Annotated in this window: 15 protein-coding genes; 3 read left to right on the forward strand and 12 right to left on the reverse strand. The window is 58.3% G+C overall.

The window, feature by feature from the left end:
- Positions 1–36 precede the first annotated feature (36 nt).
- The 6 genes from BQ7391_RS12275 to BQ7391_RS11615 all read right to left on the reverse strand — a co-directional run bounded on the left by BQ7391_RS12275 (position 37) and on the right by BQ7391_RS11615 (position 9606).
- Entirely contained in the window at positions 37–1356 is a 1320-nt protein-coding gene (locus BQ7391_RS12275) for a restriction endonuclease subunit S (protein ID WP_200799617.1), read from the reverse strand.
- Positions 1346–2857 carry a class I SAM-dependent DNA methyltransferase gene (locus BQ7391_RS11595; protein ID WP_075280742.1) on the reverse strand — a complete coding sequence of 504 codons (1512 nt, stop codon included), beginning with the start codon at positions 2855–2857 and terminating at the stop codon, positions 1346–1348. Before BQ7391_RS11595 ends, BQ7391_RS12275 begins: the two co-directional genes overlap by 11 nt.
- Positions 2858–2866: 9 nt before the next feature.
- Positions 2867–5950 carry a type I restriction endonuclease subunit R gene (locus BQ7391_RS11600; protein WP_075280743.1) on the reverse strand — a complete coding sequence of 1028 codons (3084 nt, stop codon included), beginning with the start codon at positions 5948–5950 and terminating at the stop codon, positions 2867–2869.
- Between the two features lie 419 nt (positions 5951–6369).
- Positions 6370–7668, reverse strand: coding sequence for a BRO1 domain-containing protein (locus tag BQ7391_RS11605; protein WP_075280744.1), 1299 nt, complete (start codon positions 7666–7668; stop codon positions 6370–6372).
- A 355-nt stretch (positions 7669–8023) separates the two neighbouring features.
- A complete protein-coding gene (locus BQ7391_RS11610; RefSeq protein ID WP_083662224.1) occupies positions 8024–8632 on the reverse strand; it encodes a DUF4230 domain-containing protein in 609 nt (202 codons plus the stop codon).
- Between the two features lie 161 nt (positions 8633–8793).
- Positions 8794–9606, reverse strand: coding sequence for a hypothetical protein (locus BQ7391_RS11615; RefSeq protein WP_075280746.1), 813 nt, complete (start codon positions 9604–9606; stop codon positions 8794–8796).
- A gap of 109 nt (positions 9607–9715) precedes the next feature.
- Between BQ7391_RS11615 and BQ7391_RS11620 the strand changes: the two genes are divergently transcribed.
- The gene (locus BQ7391_RS11620) at positions 9716–9952 is read left to right on the forward strand and encodes a hypothetical protein (protein WP_075280747.1); all 237 of its coding nucleotides are present in this window, start codon (positions 9716–9718) and stop codon (positions 9950–9952) included.
- Between the two features lie 69 nt (positions 9953–10021).
- Here BQ7391_RS11620 and BQ7391_RS12280 read toward each other — a convergent pair whose 3' ends face one another.
- The 5 genes from BQ7391_RS12280 to BQ7391_RS11640 form a co-directional block, all read right to left on the reverse strand.
- On the reverse strand, positions 10022–13690 hold the full coding sequence (locus tag BQ7391_RS12280) for an nSTAND3 domain-containing NTPase (protein WP_129583974.1): 3669 nt from the start codon (positions 13688–13690) through the stop codon (positions 10022–10024).
- Positions 13684–14001 carry a type II toxin-antitoxin system YafQ family toxin gene (locus BQ7391_RS11625; RefSeq protein WP_075280748.1) on the reverse strand — a complete coding sequence of 106 codons (318 nt, stop codon included), beginning with the start codon at positions 13999–14001 and terminating at the stop codon, positions 13684–13686. The genes BQ7391_RS12280 and BQ7391_RS11625 overlap by 7 nt, the downstream gene beginning before the upstream one ends.
- A gap of 3 nt (positions 14002–14004) precedes the next feature.
- Positions 14005–14289, reverse strand: coding sequence for a type II toxin-antitoxin system RelB/DinJ family antitoxin (locus BQ7391_RS11630; protein WP_075280749.1), 285 nt, complete (start codon positions 14287–14289; stop codon positions 14005–14007).
- A 139-nt stretch (positions 14290–14428) separates the two neighbouring features.
- Complete coding sequence (locus BQ7391_RS11635; RefSeq protein ID WP_075280750.1) at positions 14429–15829, reverse strand: hypothetical protein; 1401 nt, start codon at positions 15827–15829, stop codon at positions 14429–14431.
- Positions 15830–15892: 63 nt separating this feature from the next.
- Positions 15893–17323 (reverse strand): alanine/glycine:cation symporter family protein, encoded by a 1431-nt coding sequence (locus BQ7391_RS11640; protein WP_200799618.1) that lies wholly within the window; start codon positions 17321–17323, stop codon positions 15893–15895.
- A gap of 236 nt (positions 17324–17559) precedes the next feature.
- On the opposite strand from BQ7391_RS11640, the gene BQ7391_RS11645 reads away from it, so the two are divergent.
- Complete coding sequence (locus BQ7391_RS11645; RefSeq protein WP_075280751.1) at positions 17560–18516, forward strand: Fic family protein; 957 nt, start codon at positions 17560–17562, stop codon at positions 18514–18516.
- A gap of 42 nt (positions 18517–18558) precedes the next feature.
- On the opposite strand, the gene BQ7391_RS11650 is transcribed toward BQ7391_RS11645, so the two are convergent.
- Positions 18559–19962 (reverse strand): AAA family ATPase, encoded by a 1404-nt coding sequence (locus BQ7391_RS11650; RefSeq protein WP_075280752.1) that lies wholly within the window; start codon positions 19960–19962, stop codon positions 18559–18561.
- 157 nt (positions 19963–20119) lie between these two features.
- Between BQ7391_RS11650 and BQ7391_RS11655 the strand changes: the two genes are divergently transcribed.
- Positions 20120–20578, forward strand: coding sequence for an HD domain-containing protein (locus tag BQ7391_RS11655; protein WP_075280753.1), 459 nt, complete (start codon positions 20120–20122; stop codon positions 20576–20578).
- Positions 20579–20644 lie beyond the last annotated feature (66 nt).

The following is a 20644-nucleotide window of genomic DNA, read 5'->3' on the forward strand; positions in this document are numbered from 1 at the left end:
ATAGCCGTATTCTATCGCGCAGTGAGGACGGGTTGATTAGCAGCCAGGCGCAGTGTTCGATTCCGCCGCAGTAGTCGAATCTCTTCGCAAATAGTTCGCCGATGGCAGAGCTATCCCGCACCACGTGTTGTGATCCGACAGGCACCAAGCCAAATGATTATTTGGCTGCGTAAGGTCGACCTTTGAGACGTCGATTTCACCGGACATCAACCTTGGCAGCAGAGTATCACGCATACGCTCCAGGGCTTGCATCTCATCATCGTTCCGGCGAATCAATGCATCAATAGGTTCTAACCGGGACTCTAGGCGGGCTATCACATCGCTGCTGGGAAGATAAACTGGGAGCTTCTTCAAAGCCTTTCCATTGATTGACCCAAACACGGTGCCGTCACCATTGAAAGTGTCAAGTTGTCTTCCCTGGGCTCTGACAAGATGATGGACGAAGCTTTGATTGTTCTCCGAATGGATTGCAGCAAGGCCTCGACCGATACAACAATCTTCGTTCGCAATATTCAAATCACCAACAGGCGCTCGCACACTCATGAGCGTATCGCCTTCTCGCGCCATGCGCTTTGGTTCGGTAGTAAATAGGCGTCTGCGTGGGAAGAAAGCTCCGAACTCGGCGCGACCTTGATAAAAGACCTCGCCGTTCCCATCTTCATTGTACGAAGATCCTGACGGAGATTGGCCCATGGTGACTTGCGCAATGTCCGACAATATCGCGTTAGGCTCATTTGACTGGGGGCATTCTCTATTGAAGAGCGCGTCTCCGAGCTCAGCTAAATAATCATTTTGGCGATTGTTCTCTCGAATCTTCTTTTCAAAAGCCGAAAGAACGCTAGCTATTTTGCTCTGGACCTCAATTGGGAGATCAGGCAGAAGCTCAGAATCGGCAAACACTTTGTATTGGAAGTTCGAGAGACCGGTCGACCTATTTTGATAACCCCATGTTCTACCGGCAGAGTACATTTCCTGAAGCCAGTAGTAGACAAATTCGCTATTCGCTCTGTTGTCAAATCTAAGGAGACGACAGAAACTCGCGGGGATGACCGGGCAGTCATAGGCATCAATCAATTCATTAGTGACGAAAACCGTCCTACCAGTTGGCCGAGAATCAGTTCCACCTGAATTTTCCAAAACAATATCCCCGGCGCGAAGAGCGACGCTATTAACCTTAGAATCCTTCTCATACCTCACGGGAAGGCCGCCATAAGAGCCCTGCGCGACTGAAGGAAAATCTGCACCGCGAATAATTGCGACACGAGACGACCCCTCAAAAGGAGTTTCTTTCCCCCATCCGCCTCCCCGTGAATACTCAACAAGGTTGCCGACCGGTATCACAGGATTAAAGCCCATACCCGATCGCCTCCAAGTTCTTCTTGACCTGCTCCTGCAGGCGGTTGGACTCTTCGAAGCACTTGGCGATCTCTCCGGTCAGACGGGCCATCTTCTCCTCGAAGGGCTCGCCGTCGTCCTCGGGGTCTGGGATGCCGACGTAGCGACCGGGCGTGATGATATAGTCCTGCTCCTTGATGTCCTCGATGGAGGCAATGGCGGAGAAGCCCTTCTCCTCTTCGAGCGTTCCCTCGCGGAACGCATCGAATGTCCCGGCGACCTTGGCGATGTCCTCCTCGGTGAACTCGCGGAGCTTGCGTGATACCATGGTGCCCATGTTGCGGGCGTCGATGAACAGGGTCTTTCCGGGCTGGGCCTTCTTCTTGGTGATGATCCACAGGCTCACCGGGATGCCCGTACTGTAGAAGAGCTTGTCAGGCATGGCGATGATGCCCTCGATCAGGTCGGCTTCGATGAGCCGCGCCCTGATCTCGCCCTCGTTGTTCGTCTGGCTGGAGAGCGAGCCGTTGGCGAGCACCATGCCCATGCGGCCGGTGCGGTTGAGGTGGTGCACCATGTGCTGGACCCAGGCGAAGTTCGCGTTGCTCTCGGGCGGGACGCCGTACTCCCAGCGCGGGTCCTCCTTGAGCTTGTCGCCGCCCCAGTCAGAGAGGTTGAAGGGCGGGTTGGCGAGGATGAAGTCGAACTTCTCCGTGCGGTGCAGGTCGTTGAAGAACGTGTCGGCGTTCTGCTTGCCCAGGTCCGCGTCGATGCCCCTGATGGCGAGGTTCATGGTCGCCATCTTCCATGTGGTGGGGTTGCTCTCCTGGCCGTAGATCGACAGGTCGTCTATGTTGCCCTGGTGGCGCTTCACGAATTCCGCCGACTGAACGAACATGCCGCCCGAGCCGCAGCAGGGGTCGTAGACGCGCCCATGGTAGGGCTCGATGACCTCGACGAGCGTCCTGACAACGCAGGCGGGCGTGTAGAACTCGCCCGCGTTCTTACCCTCCGCCTCCGCGAACTTGGAGAGACAGTACTCGTAGGTGCGCCCCAGGATGTCGCGCGTGTCGCCCTTCTCCGCCATCTGCACGTTGGTGAAGAGGTCCACGACCTCGCCCAGGCGGCGCTTGTCCAGCTCCTGGCGGGCGAAGTTCTTGGGGAGGATGTTCTTGAGCTTGTCGTTCTCCGCCTCGATCTGGCGCATTGCCTCGTCGATGACCTTGCCCACCTCGGGGGTGTGCGCGGCGGCGGCGATGGTCTTCCAGCGGGCGCTCTCCGGCACGAAGAAGATGTTCTCCGCCGTGTACTCGTCGCGATCCTCCTCGAAGCCCTCTCCCTCGTCGACAAGCTCCTGGTGGCGCTGGTCGAACTTGTCGGAGATGTACTTGAGGAAGATGAGCCCGAGCACGACGTTCTTGTACTCGGAGGCATCGATGTTGCCGCGCAGCTTGTCGGCGGCGCTCCAGATCTGCTGCTCGAAGCCGATCTCGGCGGTGTTGTCCTTCTTCTTGCGTGCCATACGCAGCTCCTATTCGTAGATCTTCGTATCGGCCCAGAGCTCGCACTGCTCCATGACCGTCTCCATGGCGTCGTCGACGCCCTCGGGCGGGTACTTGTACTTGCGCAGGAGGCGCTTGATCGCGCGGCGCATGCCCGCACGGGCGCTCTCCTTCTTCTGCCAGTCTATCGTGGCGCTCCTCTGCAGGGTCTCGGTGAGCTCCCGTGTGATGGACACGAGCTGGTCGTTGTCGTAGAAGTCCTTGACCGCCTCGGGCTTGGTTATGGCGTCGTAGAAGGCCATCTCCTCGTCGTTCAGCCCGAGCTCCTCGGCGTCGGTCCTGTCCCTCATCATGTCCTTGGCCATCTTGACGAGCTCCTCGATGACTTCGGCGTTGGTGAGCATGCCGTTGAGGTAGGAGTTGAGCGTGGCCTGGAGCATGACGCTGAACTTCTGGGCCTTGACCACGCTCGTGCGCTGGTAGGCCCGCACACGCTCCTTGATGAGGCGCTTCAGGCTCTCGACGGCGACGTTCTTCTCCTTCATGCTGGCGACCTCGGCGAGGAACGCCTCGTCGAAGAGGGAGATCTCGACGTCCTGGTTGTCGAAGAGGTTGAGAACCCCGTCCGCATGGACGGTCTGCTGCAGGATCTCGGTCACCTGCTTGTTGAACTCCGCGTAGGTCATGCCTCCCGAGCCCCCGGACTTGCGCCCCGTGAGCCTCAGCACCTGGACGCGCAGGACCGAGAGGTACGCCGCCTCGTGCTGGTCCTCGTGCGAGACCAGGCTCTTGCACAGGCTGAGGGCCTGGTTCATGAGCTGGCACTGCTTGAGGAACTCCTCTGCGTCGTCCCGCCGCCTGGGCTCGAGCAGCCAGTCGACGCCCTCCGCGATGGCGCTCGCGAGCTCGGCCTTCTTGTCTGTGAAGATGAGCTTGCGATAGTCGAAGCCGTACATGAGGTCGCGGCACACGTCGAGCTTCTCCAGGAACTTTGGGTAGGCCGTCGCGGCGACGTCCATGTTGCCGTAGTTTGACTGGTCGCGGTTGGTATAGTCCTTCATGGCTTGCTTGAGGGCGCGGGCGATGCCGATGTAGTCGACGACCAGACCGCCCTCCTTGCCTCGGCAGACGCGGTTCACACGGGCTATGGCCTGCATGAGGTTGTAGCCCTTCATGGGCTTGAAGACGTACATGGTGGACAGGCTCGGCACGTCGAAGCCGGTGAGCCACATGTCCACGACGATGGCAATCTTGAGCGGGTCGTCATCGTTCTTGAAGCGCTGCTCCATGTCCTTCTTGTGCTTGGAGCCGCCGCAGACCTCGAACCACTCCTCGGGGTCCTGGTTGGACATCGTCATCACGACGCCGACCTTGTCCTTCCAGCCGGGGCGCAGCTCCATGATTCGCTTGTAGATCTTCATCGCGATGGGGCGGCTGTACGCCACGATGAGCGCCTTGCCTGCCAGCACGTCGGCGCGGTTCTCCTCGTAGTGCTCGACGATGTCCCTGCACAGAGCATCGATGGTCTCCGGAGTATCGAAGATGGCGTCCAGCCCGCCCAGGTCGTGCTTGGACTTTTGCACGGTCGCCTCGTCGGCTTGGTCGGCGAACTCGCGGTACGCGTCATCGATGCGCCCGAGCGCGTTCTCGTCGAGGTGGAGCGCCACCACGCGGCTCTCGTAGTAGACGGGCTTCGTCGACTCGTCCTCGACCGACTGGGTCATGTCATAGACGTCGATGTAGTCGCCGAATATCTCCCTGGTGTTACGGTCCTCCAGCGCGATGGGCGTGCCGGTGAACCCGATGTAGGAGGCGTTGGGTAGCGCCTTGCGCACCACGCGGGCAGCGCCCACGCTGACCTTGCCGGAGGCGTCCATCCTCTCGGTGAGGCCGTACTGGCCGCGATGGGCCTCGTCGACCATTACGACGACGTTGCTGCGGTCGCACAGGGGCTCATCGCCGTCGGTGAACTTCTGCATGGTGGTGAAGATGATGCCGTTCGCCTCGCGCCCCTCAAGCAGGTCCTTGAGGTCCTTGCGGCTCTCCGCCTGGACCGGTGCCTGGCGGAGGAACGCGGAGCAGCGCCCGAACTGGCCGTAGAGCTGGTCGTCGAGGTCGTTGCGGTCCGTGATGACCACGATGGTCGGACTGTCGAGCCTGCTCTGGAGCAGGTGTGCGAAGAAGACCATGGAGAGGGACTTGCCGGAACCCTGTGTGTGCCAGAACACGCCGATCTTACCGTCGCCCTCGACGGCCTTCGTGGCCCGCTCGATGGCCTTGCGCACGCCGAAGTACTGGTGGTAGGCGGCGAGGATCTTGACAATCCTGTCGTTGGAGTCGTTGAAGCACACGAAGTTGCGGACTATGTCGAGCAGTCGCTCCTTGGGAAGCATGCCGTCGAGCATCGTCTTCCACGTCGCGGCCTTGGTCTCGGAGTAGTCCCCGTCCACGGATTTCCAGGCCACGAAGCGGTCCTCGTCCGCCGTGATGGTGCCCACCCGCGTCTCGGACATGTCACTCATGACGCAGAAGACGTTGGGGACGAACATGCCGGGGATCTGGCGCATGTACTGACGGAGCTGCTTGTAGGCGTCAGACGCGTCCGTCTCCTCGCGCGATGGTGACTTGAGTTCGCACATGACGAGTGGCATGCCGTTGACGAACACGATGACGTCGGGGCGCTTCTCGGAGTACTCGACGAACGTCCACTGGTTTACGACATGGAAGTCGTTGTTGCCGGGGTCGTCGAAGTCAAGCAGGCGAACGATCTCGTCCCGGTCCTGCTCGCCGTCGAAGTAGCGCACCTCGACGCCCGACTGGAGGTAGTCGTTGAAGGTCTCGTTGCGCTGCTCCAAGGTGCCGCCCTCGACGTTCGAAATCTTGAGGATGGCCTCATCGATTGCAGCGGAGGGGAGCCCCTTGTTGATTCGCGCCAGAGCGTCGGGCAATACGTCGGGCAGGAACACATCGCGGTAGTCATCTGAGGAGCGGCGGACGTCCGGCCCATAAAGATGCTCGTATCCGAGGTTGTCGACGAGGTGTTCGACGACAACCTGCTCGAACCAGTCTTCATTGATTCGCAATGAGTCGTACTCTATGTAAGCGTGCTTCATGCTGGTACCTTAGGTGGCTTCATCATGTCGTCAACGACGATTAACAGGTATTATTCTATCACCGGTCATTTTGGTGAACTGGACAGAGCCCTTGTGGCTGAAGATGGGCCGAATGGCCGATGGATCACCGTAGAAGACGAGAACTCATTAACCGCGCCATTTAATAGAGAGAGGGGCCGAGAGCTTCATCCCTCGGCCCCTCTATCGTTTGCGAAGCTCCCCGTGGTGTAAAACTGGAGTACGGAATCTTTCAAGCTGTCAATAAGCCCTCATTTGTCAGGCGTTCTAGCTCCTGAGGCAGATGTTGCCATGATAGCTGAAGCCACTGAACAGTTATTCGGTGGGCTAATCAGAGTTCACGGCACTCCCTGAGAGGAAACGGAGGAGAAAGCGAGCCAACTCCTCAAGAGTCGTATCCCCTACTTCCCTCCGAACGGAAGCTTGAATGGAAGCGAATCCGTAGCCTTCTTGAGGTCAACGTTGCCCATAACCTTACCAAGCTCCTGGACTCCGTCAGCCACGGCAGCCCCCAGATCAGCTGCACCCTTCCCCGCAGCCTCGCCCAGAACACCCGCCCCATCGGCGATCGCACCGCCAAGCTGCTGCGCGCCGTTCGCGGCACCCGAGGCAACGTCGCCAGCAAACTTTCCGGCGACGTCAAGCCACTCCGGGGCGCGCTCGATGACCTTTTCGTCCATCTCGATGTCGAGCCCTTTGGAGAACTGGCTGGTCTGCTCCATCAGCGAATCAAGAGTTCTGAGAACGTCGTCCACGGCAAAGGGGTGGAGGAGCTTCTCCTCCCTGACTCTGTCTGCCGACAGCTCAAGCACCTCGCGAAGGGCATCAATCCTGACCTTGACCTTGCCAAGGCGCTCTCTCCTCGCCTCCACGATTCCCAAACGATGCTCCTCAAGCACCTCGGGGAGCTCGGCGTAGGCGCGTTCCAGCTCGATGACCGAGAGCTTGTCCCTCGTCTGCACTGCTCTCGAGACCATAACGAGCCACGTGGGCACGTCTTCCTTCACAGCGCTCAGCACATGCTCGATCTTATCGACGGACTCGGCGCGCGAGAGCTTATCCGAGATGCCCTGAAGCTTGGTCAGGGCATATCCGAGCGCCCGACTTGTCGTCTGGGCACACGGGGCAAGCTTTGACCAGGCGGCATCGCTCAATGTGCCCGTCTTGTCCCTGATTGCCGCGGCCTCATCCACCTCAAAGACCACCCCGATGAGGTCGGCCACGGTCTGGTCCTTCTGGTCTTGAAGGAGGTCTCCGACCTTCTCATCGATGCTCTTGAGGTAGTCCGTGATCTCCTGGATAGCCTGCTCGAGTGCCATCTGGGTCATCATCCCGGCAACGCCCGTCGCCATGGCAGGAGAGAAGAGCTGGCTCGGGCTCTCAAACCTGAGCCACTTGACGATCTGACCATTTGACTTCTGCACCACACCGGGTTGTATGGCACCCGCCTTGCCGTACTTCTCGAGAAGCTTGGCGGAGTCCTTGGTGAGCTTCACCCAACGACCGGACTCCGAGGACACCTTGGCTGCCGTTTGCACGGCGGAGCCACCGGTCCTCAGCGCCTTGGTCGCAAACTCGCGAGAGGCAAGGCCACAATCGTCGAGCCAAGCCTTGATCTCCTTGGGGTCGCCGAGGAAAAGGAGGCCGTGCTCGTCTTTGACCGCGGTGATTTCTTGGGTAGTTGCGCTGTTGTCGGCCATGGGGACCTCGATTCCGACGCGTTCTTCTCGTCAGAATCTATGGTAGAGATTCTGGGCACGCCCATAGGTCCCAGTCTAAGGAGTTGGGCTAACAGGAGGGTCCTAGACCATGAGCGGAAAGGTGACCTCAAAGAGCCGCTCTTCCTCACTGCCGACTTCCTAGGAGCGTCGCAAAGAGAGAATGGGGGCGCCTCCCTGCGAGAGCGCCTCCAGCTCCAGTTTGCCATGCCCTATGCGAAAAACATCCTATTGATCAGAATATAGAGGATGACGAATACTGCAATTACGGCTACCGCAATCGCTACGCCAGCGCCCCCACCATTGCTATTCTTATTTCCCATGCATGCCAGCCTTCCTACTGGAATCTAACTTCGAGAGTGGCGCCCTCGGGTATTGCCTCCGCAAAGAGACTTTCGAAGGTGACCTTTGCATTCTGCTGCGCCTCATCATAGAGTCCCAACGACTCAGCCCGCTCGACCATGGCGGCCTTTTGGCTCTCGATCCACTGCGACTCCTCGCCGGCCTTTAGAGGATTGGCGATGTTCTGCTGCTCGTACACACACGTAACATCACTGGTCTCGTGCGAGAGGATATCTGCGGGCGGGAGCTCAATAACCACCGTATCGCCGTTCTCGACGAAAGGCCTCACGTCTTGCAGGTTGTAGCCCGCCTTTATTGTCCCGTCAAACTCGAAGATGTAAGTGGCATCGGTAAAGGGAAGCGTAACCTCGGTTCCGAACACCTCCACCGTATTCTGGTCGGTAACGGAAACGGAGCTGGTGTAGAGGTACTTCGCAGTCGAGAGCTCACTGTTCTTCTCCATCGACTCCTCGAGCACGGTAAGATCGATGTCGGTCTTTCCTTCGGGATGGGCCACGTTGGCGCTCTGGAAATGCTGGAAACCGAGGACGAGCAGGGCGCCCAAGGCAACACATATCACGAACATTCCGGCTTTCTTTAGCATCCAATCCCCTTCCTACAAGCGGAACCAATCAATCAAATAAATTTCACTGACTCCGGTCGGAGACTTCGAACGAAGTTAACAACCTTTCCGCCCGTATTCTGCCGATGAGCCCCACGATCACCGAATTCTCAGGTACAACACCGACAATCCCGCTTTTCCCCTCAAGAAGAAAACCCGTGATTGTATGATGCATCCGCGTCCAAAGCAGTGATAAGCGACTCCTCCAGCTGGTCAAGCTTGTCCTCTGAGCATGGATAGAGCAGAACGTAGACATGCTGCTTGTACTTCACATCGGCGTAGACGTCCGCGTTCCCCTTGCCGACGAAGTCGTCGTGAATGCTTGCCCCCATGTTCGTGGACTTGCCCACGTAGATTTCCCGATACTTGCTGTAGTCATCCTTGTGGACAGCACCGTCACAGGTGATGATCACATAGCAGCCGCAGTAGTTGAGATAGCCTTCGCCAGTGCTCCCCTCCTGAAGCTTGGACTGGACGTCCCAGTTCTCCATGAACGAGGTCGAGGACATACGGATTCCTGCGCCGTCGAGCAGGGTCTTGCGGGCGAGCTTACGTGCCTTCTCCTGGGCCCTGACGTCTATCGCCCCCTGAACCGCGTTTCTCGCACCGGCTGCCACCCCTCCCGCTGCTTCAGCGGCACCCTTGGCCGCAGCGGCAACCTTGCCGAACCCAGCAGCAACAGCGTCGGGGGCTTTCTCGGCAGCAGCGCCAACAACGTTCTTTGCCGCCGGAGCCACCACGGGCGCAATCTTGGGAAGCTGATTGGCAACGCCCTGTATTACCGGAGCCGCCTTAACCACGGCACCCGCTACTGCAGCGGCCTTTCCACCCGGGACGAGCAGTGGTGCGGCCATGCCAGCAAGCCCAATAACCGCATTGACGGCATCTACGTACATGTCCGCCGAACGCTCCGCGCTCGGAATATCCTGGCTGTCGAACTCCTCCGGATTTACCACAACGCACTCCTTGGTCAAAGAGATTGGGCGAGCCGTCACAGACAAATCTTAGCGGCCGTACAGTAGCTGAAGGCCAGTTATCGACAGGCGGCCAGATTCCTGCGAGCAATTGAAAGACGGGCCTCTCGCCGCTCTCCTTGATACCTTCGACCGCGGCCTCATCACGCTCGATGACCGCTACCGCGTCGTGGTCTCCTCGCACGTGTCGCACACGCCCGCGAACGACCGGTGGCTCTACGCCTTCGACGGGAGGAAGATCGCCCTGCCGGGCAGCGACGAGTCGACTTGGCCGAGCCTCGACTTCATCCACTACCACAACGACTGCGTCTTCGAGCGGTGCGCGTAAGAGGTCAGAGCCGACATTCGGACGGAGATATAACGCTCAATCATGCTTATCTCTCCAGGACACACTTGATTAAAACGTCTCGTGGAAGCTCCGCCACCTCTCTTCATCGATTTTCCGCTCTTTTCTGCTGATGATTTCACCCAAGGCTTCCCTGTGATACCTGAAGCGACCATCATGTGGAAGCGAATCAGAGATCGTTTCAATAATCTCAATCTCAGCACGAATAGCTGGTGCAAATCCTTGCTCAATCGAACCAGCATAAGAGGACGAACCAAATGGAAGGACGTCAAATAGTTTGCCAGCTAAATCGCTGCTCAGCAGCGCAACATATGGTTCCACCCGGCTCATAAACGGGATGTCTGAAAGAACCCTACTGAAGTAATTTGGAATGTTGCCCTTCTCCAACCCGATTCTCAGTTCTTCAAATACTAAAGTTGGAACATCAAATCCAGCAGCAAGATAATCATTATGAACAAGCAGAGCGTGGACATCTCCTGTTGGATATTTAACAACGCCCGCAAGACGACGAACAACCTCTCGCATCCTTTTCATCGGATTACTCAGTCTTGATGCCTGCCCCAGTCGACAAATAATAACTCGGCGCGAGGCATAATTTTCAGCGGCCACCAGCAACTGAAATAGCCTCTCAATTGGGTCTGCTCCTCGCTCATCGAGGTATCTAAACACTAAGCCTGAGTAGTCGAAATGACGATCATGGATATTGTCTGCGTATATCTCAAGCAAATCGTTCAAGTCAGCCCCGAAGCACACGTCAAGATCGGCCATCGGCTCTCTTGAATTTGAGAGAGGCAAAAAGAATAGATGTGCGTATCCGAGTTTCTTGAGTAAAGATGACTTGACTGTCCTACAGTATCTGCTTGCAAAGCCGGAAGTCTTTGATTCGATGCTCATAACTCCATCGATATGCATCAAAACCTGCTCCGATTCCGCCATGAAAAGAAGGTAATCTATGTCGTTATTTGACGCAATATCAGCCGGCGCCATCTCAATTCCGGCGACGGCTAAAGTCGCAAGCCCATGAGAAATCGCCGTATCAAGAAGTAGGCGCCATCCGATTCTCTGACCGAGCCTCTCGATAATCCTAGAGCCAAGAGATATCTGCTGGTCAGCATTATGAAGATTGCAGAAATAATCGAAAATACCTTCGAGGCTAATGTCGGGCTTATCCTCTGAAAGCAGAGCAATAAAAACCCTGTCAACAAGAGAGCCAGCGCTGTATGGGTCTATCTCTCCTTTCTCCCACATCTCATGGTTAATCTTGAGTACATCCTTATACCTCTGGGAACTCCAGCCGTTAACTGCAGAGAGTATTTCTCCCTCATCTGGATCAAAGCTTTCCATCAACTTCTCGCGGTCGGAATACGCCAAGGGTAGAAGGTTCGACATCGTCTCTTGCTCTTGCAGCGAAAGCGCCTCACAAGCAAGAGAGCAATGGTAAACGAGTTCTAGTTCATCCCTAGAAGTGGGCACTAATCCTGCCGGAATATGCGATACAAACGACCGAATACCATTCTCTAGAAAGAAACGGACATCCTCCTTGACCGGTTCTTTTTCGACTATCCCGACATGCGAGCAAAGAACCCGAGCTGCATCGGATTGATAACTTGACAGCTCTAGCAAGCTGCAGAGGAATGCTATTGCGCTGCTTCTAAGCTCAAGAGCGTCTTCCGTTTCCGGCATTCTGATGGTGAGAAAACGAATCGCTCCCCCTTCCTCAGCTTCGGTCGATACGTGGGAAAAGGCCAGGTATTGCTCGCAAAGCTTTAGGCCAAAAAACTGCAAGTTTCGAGAGTCAGACTCTTTGTTCATCCTCTGGCTCAGCTCATTGAGGAACCTGCGCTCGCGCAGAAACCCAGTCTCTGCAGAGTGCATAGTTATTGCCAGAGACTCCTCAATGACAGACTTGTAATCCCCTAGTTTGAAGCATCCTTTCTGTATGCCATCAAGTAGGACAGAAATCGCATCGGGATAGTGTTTTGAGTCCATCAGCTCACAGAGAATGGCAAGGCTTACTGGAATCTCACCGGTCGCCTGTCTTCCATAATCTCCTTGCTCCGATATCGGAACGCATGATGACGACATCCCGCTAATCTCATTGCACGCGAAACAGTAGGCATTGTCTGGTATGAGGGGATGGAGCACGTCCATGATTTCACGGCGCTCTGTAATACTATATGAACCTGAGTTCATCCAAACTCTTTTGCAGTCATATTTGATTTTTGAAATGGTCTCGTCATCGCCGAATATGGAGATGAGCACGTTAAGAACCCTGACGACCCTCCGCCTATCACGAAGGACAAACATTGAAATAAACTCATACAGGTCAACGACGTGCTCTTCAAAAATGGCCTTATAGGTGCAGTAGTCTTGGAGATTCAGCTGCTCGAACTTAACCGAAATAACTCTTTCAGTGCCCTCTAATACATCGAGAATATTACGGTCATGGAGCTTCCTCGCCCTACGTTTCATTTCGGACAGCGGCATTCCCTCTGCTAGCAAGCTCTCATAAGCTTGATCTCCCTCTCTGAAGTCGCACGGAGAATATACGCTCAGATATGACAGCAACATCAAGTCGTCTTGATCAAGCTCATCAATAAGACCCTTGTAGAAGAGGTCCATTACAGCATGAGCACTCTCAATGCCAGGATAACCATCCTTTTCCGCGCACAATGCCGCCATTATCGCAAGCCTTAAGTTGCCGCGAGCAACCTTCCCGATCTTCTCAAGGAGGTAGTGGTTGATAATTCCGAAATTGTCTCTCACCAACTCTTCTACAGCCTGATTATCCAGCGGTTGTAGAGAGTATTCTTCGAATTGTACTGAACGACGTAGGGCGGTCAGCAATGACTTATGTGCGTAATCCCGCACGGTAAGTACAACTCGAAGGCCTTCGTTCTTTAAAACTACCTCAAGAAGCTCGTCGAGTCCGTCCGATTGCTGCGCGTCATCAACCAAGAGAACGGCATCACCCTCTGAAAGGAACTCGTTTACATCCTCCGCAACACCAGTCCCTCTCACTTTCGATAAAACATATGATGCAACTCGTTTGTCTCGCGCATAGCGGTTAACAAGCTCAAGAGCCAACCTCGTTTTGCCGCATCCAGAAGGACCGTGAATTACAACAATTTGGACTCGTTCAAGAGCATCTCTGAGTTCTTCCAGTTCTTTGGCTCTGTGACGCAACTCTCCCGATTGTGAGGTCGCATAGCCTTTCCTCTCTTCTCGCCTTATCCATTCATCAGGAGTAATAATTGCGTCGACTCCCATACGGACATGCAGAAATTCCGCGGCAAGATCGTGATACTTGTTCGCCAAATCCAATGCGATTGTCTTTGGGCCAATCAATTCGATTCGAGAATCAAGCGCACGAAGCTTGCCTTCCTGTTCTGGAGATAGCCTCCACGCAAGATGACAGCAAATGATTCTCTTGGTGTAGCCATTAGGAACTTGAGACGAAAGACAGTCTTTAATGTCTTTCTCGAGTTTTCTGAAATACCCGTGCTGAGCAGTAGTAAATGCAATGAGAATCGCATCGCAGTCTGTAAGACTGTGTGCATCGGGAATGCCCTCTGTCACTTTATTTGTTCCGGGCTGCGATCCAAGAGTAGTCAAGGACTGAAGGTGAAGCTTGCGGTAAACATATGCCTCAGCAAGTTTTTGAAACGCTCCACCTTCGAGCTGCTTCAGCTCGTTCTCAATTGCGTGCTGTCTCAACATGCATATCCTCTCAGATTCATGTTCGACAAAAGAGCTGCCCCCAACAACTCGCTATGACTTCCCATCCTCGTAGCAACAAGAACGAACCCCTCCTCGTCAACACGATAGATGAGCAGCCAGCCAGGCTTGATGTAACACTCGCGATGACCGCGATATGTCCCGCCGAGCGAATGGTCGCGCATCGCATTGGGAAGCGCTTCTCCCCGAACAAGCGTCTCAAGGGTCCGCTCGAGCTTCGAGAGGTCCTTGCCTTGGCGCTTCACACGCTTGTAGTCCTTCTTGAACTTAGCGGTGAACTTCAGCTCCAGCATGGCCTACTCCTCGTCGAGCGCGGCCATTGCCTCCTTGACGGTGTGGTAGGGACCTGAGAGATTCCTGCCCGTCGCCGCATCATCCATTGCTGCAAGCGTCTCCTGACTAAACCCGTAGGGATTGGCCGGATCAAACGGGAAGCCCCCGCGGCGATTGAACGCAGACACGAACATGCGGATTGCGTTACTTGGAGAGGTGCCAATCTCATCGCAGATCATGGAGAAGCGGTCCTTCTCGTCCTTGCGAAGCTTCGCAGAAATGGACTCGGTCGCAGCTGCGGTGGCCATGGTTGCTCCCTACTACAATGTCCTACTTTATCTTACATTGTATACCCAAGAATAAAACCTCCGATTCTCGTATGTTTAGTCATCCGTGAGTCCAGCCAGTACGGTTGCCAGCGAGGTGCGCCTCGCGCAGACCCGCCACCTACATTCGCACGAGAAGCGTGGGCGCGTCAGCAAACAGCTCAGGCTCGCTGTACTGAAAGCCGTTCGCCAGCGTCTCCGTCCGCATCGCAATCACCTCGTAGGGAGGAGCGCTGTCGACGTCCTCGGCGGCGGGGTTCTTCTCGACCCGATAGAGCGTGGGCGCAAGGCCGCCCGGCGTGACGCCCAGCTCTGCAAGGCCCGTCTGCGGGTCATGGTTGTCATATGCCAGTCTGATGTCAAACCATCCGTTGTCCTGCACGCTCTCCGGCAGACGCGCAAAGAGGTCCGGGGCCACCGCCAGGCTATAGGCCTCAAAGACCGCCGGTGCGAACTCGCGCTCGTCAAAGCGCTCGAGGCTCCCACTCTCCTGGAGTTCCTCCAGCGAGACGGGACTCTCCACGGTCTCCAGCTCCACATCACCCGTGCGCAGACGCACGCCGCACTCGTCGGAGGTGACGTAAACGCCCTTGCCCACGGGGAACCACTCCACGATGAGCCAGCTGCCAATGTCATCGGCACCCGTATCACTATCGTCAAAGGGACTGAGCTCGCCGAGCTTGCCGTTCTCCGCGTCGCTGAGAACGGCGGCGTCGGTGTCTTCGGGCACCCCATCGCGACACCCGGCCTGGTAGACGACCACCCGCGTCTCCGCGTCCCCGTCCGTCAGAGGAAGCAGCGCGCGGCACGCCCCCTCGATGGGCGCCACCCACGCGGGCGTCTCGGGAACGTCTGTCGGGAAGCCGTCCGCGTAGTCCGCGTCCGCACCGGAGAGCTCGATCTTAACGTACGGCACACCCAGGCTGACGCGCGAGGCCTCCTGCTCGAAAAAGCTGTCGTCGCCCGTGTAGCGCGCGTAGAAGAACGAGGCGCTCTGCTCCACGGTCGTCTCGACCTCGCCGTTCTTCTCGCCAGCTGGATCTTCCGGCCAGTAGTACGTCGAGATGCACCCCTCAAAGAAGCCGTCCTCTTCAAGCGGGACGCCGTTCACAGTCACGGATGCAACGTCGCAGCCCGCGTCCCCCAGGCGCTCGCAGCAACCCTCGAGCTCCTCGCGGAAGCGCTGCTCGTAGGCTGCCGTGACCTCGTCCTGCTGCCGGTTGTCGCCAACGACGCCGTCCTCAAAGTCCACGAGCACCGTCTGACCGTCGCTCATGGTGCAGAACGCCCGACCGGACGACTGGTAGCCAAACAGGGCGTACGACCGGTCCTCCCAGACGTCGACCACGTGGGCGTCGTCACCGTACTTCTCGGCGTAGTACTGCTCCGCCTGCCTGGCGACATCCCTCTCGTCGAACTCCCCCAGGTTGCCGCAACTCCCGAGGGCAAGAACGGTCACTATGGCGAGAAGAACGAGCGGGGCGAGCTTGCGACGCAAAATCGGGGCGGTGGCATACGTCATGGGGAACCTTCCGCGCGAGGGGGATTGTGGCTCCATTGTCGCAGAACGAACGCCAGGGGCCCGCTACTTGTCCCTGAACGACAGCATCCCGCTGTAGTCCGTGTCGCGCGGGCGTCGGCGGTCGGGATCGCGGAAGAAGTCCGCCGCAAGCCGGCGGATCACGGGCGAGAGCGCGATCAGTGCGATGAGGTTGGGGATTGCCATGAGGCCGTTGAAGCAGTCGGCGAACTCCCACACCACGTCGAGGTTGGTCACGCAGCCCGCAAAGACCATGGCCACGTAGGCAACCTGGTAGACGCGCACCGCCACGCGCTGGGCGCGGCTCTTGCGGAAGAGGTACTCAACGCACTTCTCGCCGTAGTAGTACCACGCGATCAGCGTGGCAAACGCGAAGAGCATGAGGCCCACCGTCACAACGTACTGTCCGCCGGGAATGCTCTGCCCAAAGGCTGCCGAGCTCATGGCGCCCTCGGACATCATGGGGTCAGCGTGCCACAGCCCCGAGGTGATGATCACGAGGCCTGTGACCGTGCACATGACGATGCTGTCGAAGAACACCTCGAACGTGCCCCACAGGCCCTGACGGGCGGGGTGGTCGGTGTCGGCGGAGGCGTGCGCGATGGGCGCCGAGCCCATGCCCGCCTCGTGCGTGAACACGCCGCGCGACATGCCCACGCGGCAGGCGTACATGACCGTGGCGCCCAGAAATCCGCCCGTGGCGGCCGTGCCCGTGAAGGCGTCGCGGAAGATCTGGGCGATCGCTGCGGGAATCTCCGCGGCGTTGACCACGAGCACCGCCGCGGCGCCGAGAAGGTAGAACACCGCCGCGAGGGGCACGAGCCTCTCGGTGATCTGCGCGATGCGCGTGATGCCGCCGATAAGGACAAGGCCCGCGAGAAGCGCCACGACGACGCCGATGACGGGAAGCGGCACCCCGAAGGTCGCGTTCACGCTGCCGGCGAGCGAGTTTGCCTGCACGCTCGCCCCGATGCCGAACGACGCGAGGAAGCCGAAGACGGCGAACAGCGTCGCAAGCCAGCCGACCCCCAGGCCGCGGGAGATGTAGTACATGGGACCGCCCACGATCTCGCCGCGCTCGTTGCGTGTGCGGTACGCCACCGACAGCGTGACCTCGCAGAACTTGATGACCATGCCCGCCAGTGCGGAGAGCCACAGCCAGAAGATCGATCCCGGTCCGCCCGTGGCCACCGCGAGCGCCACGCCCACGATGTTGCCGGTGCCGAGCGTCGCCGCGAGCGCGGTGCACACCGCCTGGAAGGGCGAGATGGTGCCCTCCCCCGCCTCGGACGGGTTCTGGCGCTGGAAGAGCGTCTTGGTGGTGTAGCGCATGACCACGTTGAAGCGCGTGAACACGGCGCCCCTGGTGACGACGAGCAGGAACACGCCTGTTCCGAGCATCAGCACGACCATGGGGACGCCCCACAGCACGTTGGTGTTCAGCGTGGCAACGGCGGACATGAAGCTTTCGAACATGAGGCACCTCTCGTTGGGGCGCGGGCAGCGCGAGCTGTTGAAGTGCCTACTGTACATGGCCCGTGTTTCGGCCCCGTGACGGCCGTGCTGATTATCGTGCCTTGCCCAATCTATCTACCAGCAACATGTTCTTCTCGGACGCAGGATTGTTCTTAGCAGAATAATCCTGTCCGCGCACTTCTCGCGTGCATTTTACCGCCATTGGCGGTAAAATAGTGACGGTAAAAGGAGGTCGCATGGGATACGAGCCACCTTTTGAGAGAACACCGGAAATCGACAATCTCTGCATGGAGATAGCGGAGCTCGTGGGCATGCTGCATCCCTCCTCGGGCCTCGGCACAAGCCACACCCTCCACCGCGAGCTGCGCATCCGTACCATTCGCTCATCCCTCATGATCGAGGGAAACACACTTTCCGAGGAAGCCGTGACCGCCATCATGGACGGTAAGCGCGTCCTCGGACCCGCAAGGGACATCCTCGAGGTCGAAAACGCAAAGCGGGCTTACGAGCTCATTGACTCCCTCGACCCGCTGAGCCTGGATGACCTCCTACGCGCCCATCGAGTCATGATGGATGGGCTTATCGAACATGCCGGCTGCTTCCGCTCCGGTGACGTCGGGGTCTTTGACGGGGACACTCTCATCCATGCCGGCACGCCGGCGAACTACGTTCCACAGGTCATGGCGAACCTCTTCGGGTGGCTTGCCGCGACCGATCTTCACCCGCTCCTCGCATCGTGCATCTTTCACTGCGAGTTCGAGTTCATCCATCCCTTTGCCGACGGCAACGGACGAACGGGAAGGCTCTGGCACACGTTGCTGCTCTCGCGCTGGAGGCCTGCCCTTGCATGGCTTCCCGTCGAGAGCGTCATTCGCGAGCGGCAGCATGAGTACTACCGTGTGCTGGCGGAGTCCAACGCCGCGGGCTCCTCGGATCACTTCGTCACGTTCATGCTTCAGGTCATTCGCGACGCGCTGCTCCCCTTCTCGTTACCGGAGACCCAAAGGGAGAGCCGCGTCCGACAGGCCCTCGCGTACTTCTCGGCTCACCCCAAGGGGACGATTGCGGAGCTCGCCGACCTTCTCGGCTGCTCCAAGCGCTCCACAGAGCGCCTTGTGGCGAGCCTCCGCAAGGAGGGTAAGCTCAGGCGCGAGGGTGCAGCACACGGCGGCACGTGGGTCGTTTGCCAGTAGCACGCCTTTCAAAGAGCGCCCCGTTCAGGCCTAACGTGCCCTCTACTCCGAGTCGTCAACGAGCACTACATCATCTCGCGCTCCAGCAATCTCCCGAAGCTCGTCCGTAAAGCCGCTCGCACTGAAGAGCGCAAAAGCGTCCGTTCGCCTGCCCCGCTCCCACGGGACGCGCGCCGCCTTCTCCTCAAGCGCTCGCAAAACGTTCGCGCCGACGGGATCCTTCCAGAACTTGCACTCGCCCCAGACGGCGCGACCCTCGCTCGCGCTCAGGCCGACAACGTCGATCTCGTCACTCCCCGACCACCAGCGGCCGACGCGCTCCGGCACGAACCCAAGCTCTCCGGAGTCCGCCAGATCCCACAGGCGCTCGCGACAGACATCCTCGTACACGTATGCCACATGCCCGTCGATGAAGTGCTCTCGGATGCGCTTCTCGACGGCAGCCGTGCGGCCCGTCTCCAGATAGCTCAGGTTGGGCAGCACGAACCGGAACCAGAACTGGAGGAAGTTATCCTTTATCCGATAGAGGCTCTTCTTGCTCTTGTCGGGGTTGCTCTCCGTAACGGGCACCTGACGCTCAAGGACGTCAAGGCCGATGAGGGTCTTGAGGTACTTGTTCAAGCTGGTTTGCTTGATCCCGAAGGAACGCGAGATCTCGCTCGGGCGATGAGCTCCCCCGGCTATCGCGCGGATGAGGGCAAAGTAGGTTCCCACATCAGGCACCTCGCGCTGGAGCAGGAAGTTTGGCTCGTCGTAGAGAAAGCCGCTGCGGTCCAAGACGTTGGCGGAGATTGCAGAGTAGACGTCCTTCTCGTCCTCAAAGAGCTCGATGTACTTGGGAACGCCACCGGTCACGGCATAGCGTTCCACCAGCTCTCGCGTAGAGCGTCCCAGAAGGAACTCCCGGTAGCGCGAGAAGGGAATCTGACCCATTCTGATCTGCGCCGTGCGGCGACCGTAGAGCGGGCTCTCCTCCGAGAGCACCTGGTCCCTCATGAGCGAGATGAGCGAGCCGCAGAGAACGAGCATGACGTTGGCGTCTTTGAGCATCGTGTCCCAGATTCGCTGAAAAATCGATGGATAGGCAGGGTTTGCCCTGCCGAGGTACTGGAACTCGTCGATGACGATGACGGCACGCTCGTCCGTGGGACCGCACGCGCGGGCAATCTCACGGAAGACGTCCTCCCAGCGCGAGATGCGCGCGGCGCGGAGCAGATCGCTCTGGAGGAAGTCGGCCGCCACGGACTGGAAGCTTTCGAGGTTCTGGAGCTCGGGCTCCTCCGTCGCCAGGTAATAGAGGGAACGCCTGTTACGAATGAACCGGGAGATGAGCTCGGTCTTGCCAACCCGGCGACGACCGTAGACAACGACGAAGGAGGACCCCTCGCGTGCGTACTCGCGCTCAAGGGCCTGAAGCTCTGCCTCGCGGTCAACGAAAGTGCGCATGGCTGACTCCTCTCGGCGAAGATTATTCTATACAGAATTATTCTATCTAGAATAATATTTGTCAGCAAGCGGTCCCTGTGTTTGCCCGGGCAGATACGTGCCCGCTTCGAAGACGTAAACTGATGGTCGCGCCAGACGGCAACAGGGAGGCCCCGCCATGATCTACACGCCGCTCACGAACCGAGCCCTGCACATCGCCTACGAGGCGCATGCCGACCAGGTGGACAAGTGCGGGACACCCTACGTGTTCCACCCCTACCACCTCGCCGAGCAGATGGACGACGAGGCAACCACCTGCACCGCACTCCTTCACGACGTCGTTGAGGACACGGACGTGACCCTGGAGGACCTCGCCCGGGAGTTCCCGGCGGAGATAATCGACGCGCTTCGCCTGCTCACGCACCAGCCGGGCATGCCCTACCTCGACTACGTGCGCGCCCTTGCGGCCAACCCCATCGCACGCTCGGTCAAGCGCGCCGACCTCCGACACAACATGGACGAGACGCGCTATGCAGGCGGGGCGCAGCCGCCTGCAGACGAGCTCGCCCGGCGACGCGAGAGATACCATGCCGCGCTCGCCATCCTAGAGGAAGCGCAGTCAGAAGCCACTGATTGATCACTGGATGCTGAGCCTATCCGGGGCGCACCCGACAGCACACAGCGAGCCTTGGCTGTGCCTCCT

It is taken from the genome of Thermophilibacter provencensis (genome assembly GCF_900128445.1).
In the GTDB taxonomy this organism is placed as follows: Bacteria; Actinomycetota; Coriobacteriia; order Coriobacteriales; family Atopobiaceae; genus Thermophilibacter; species Thermophilibacter provencensis.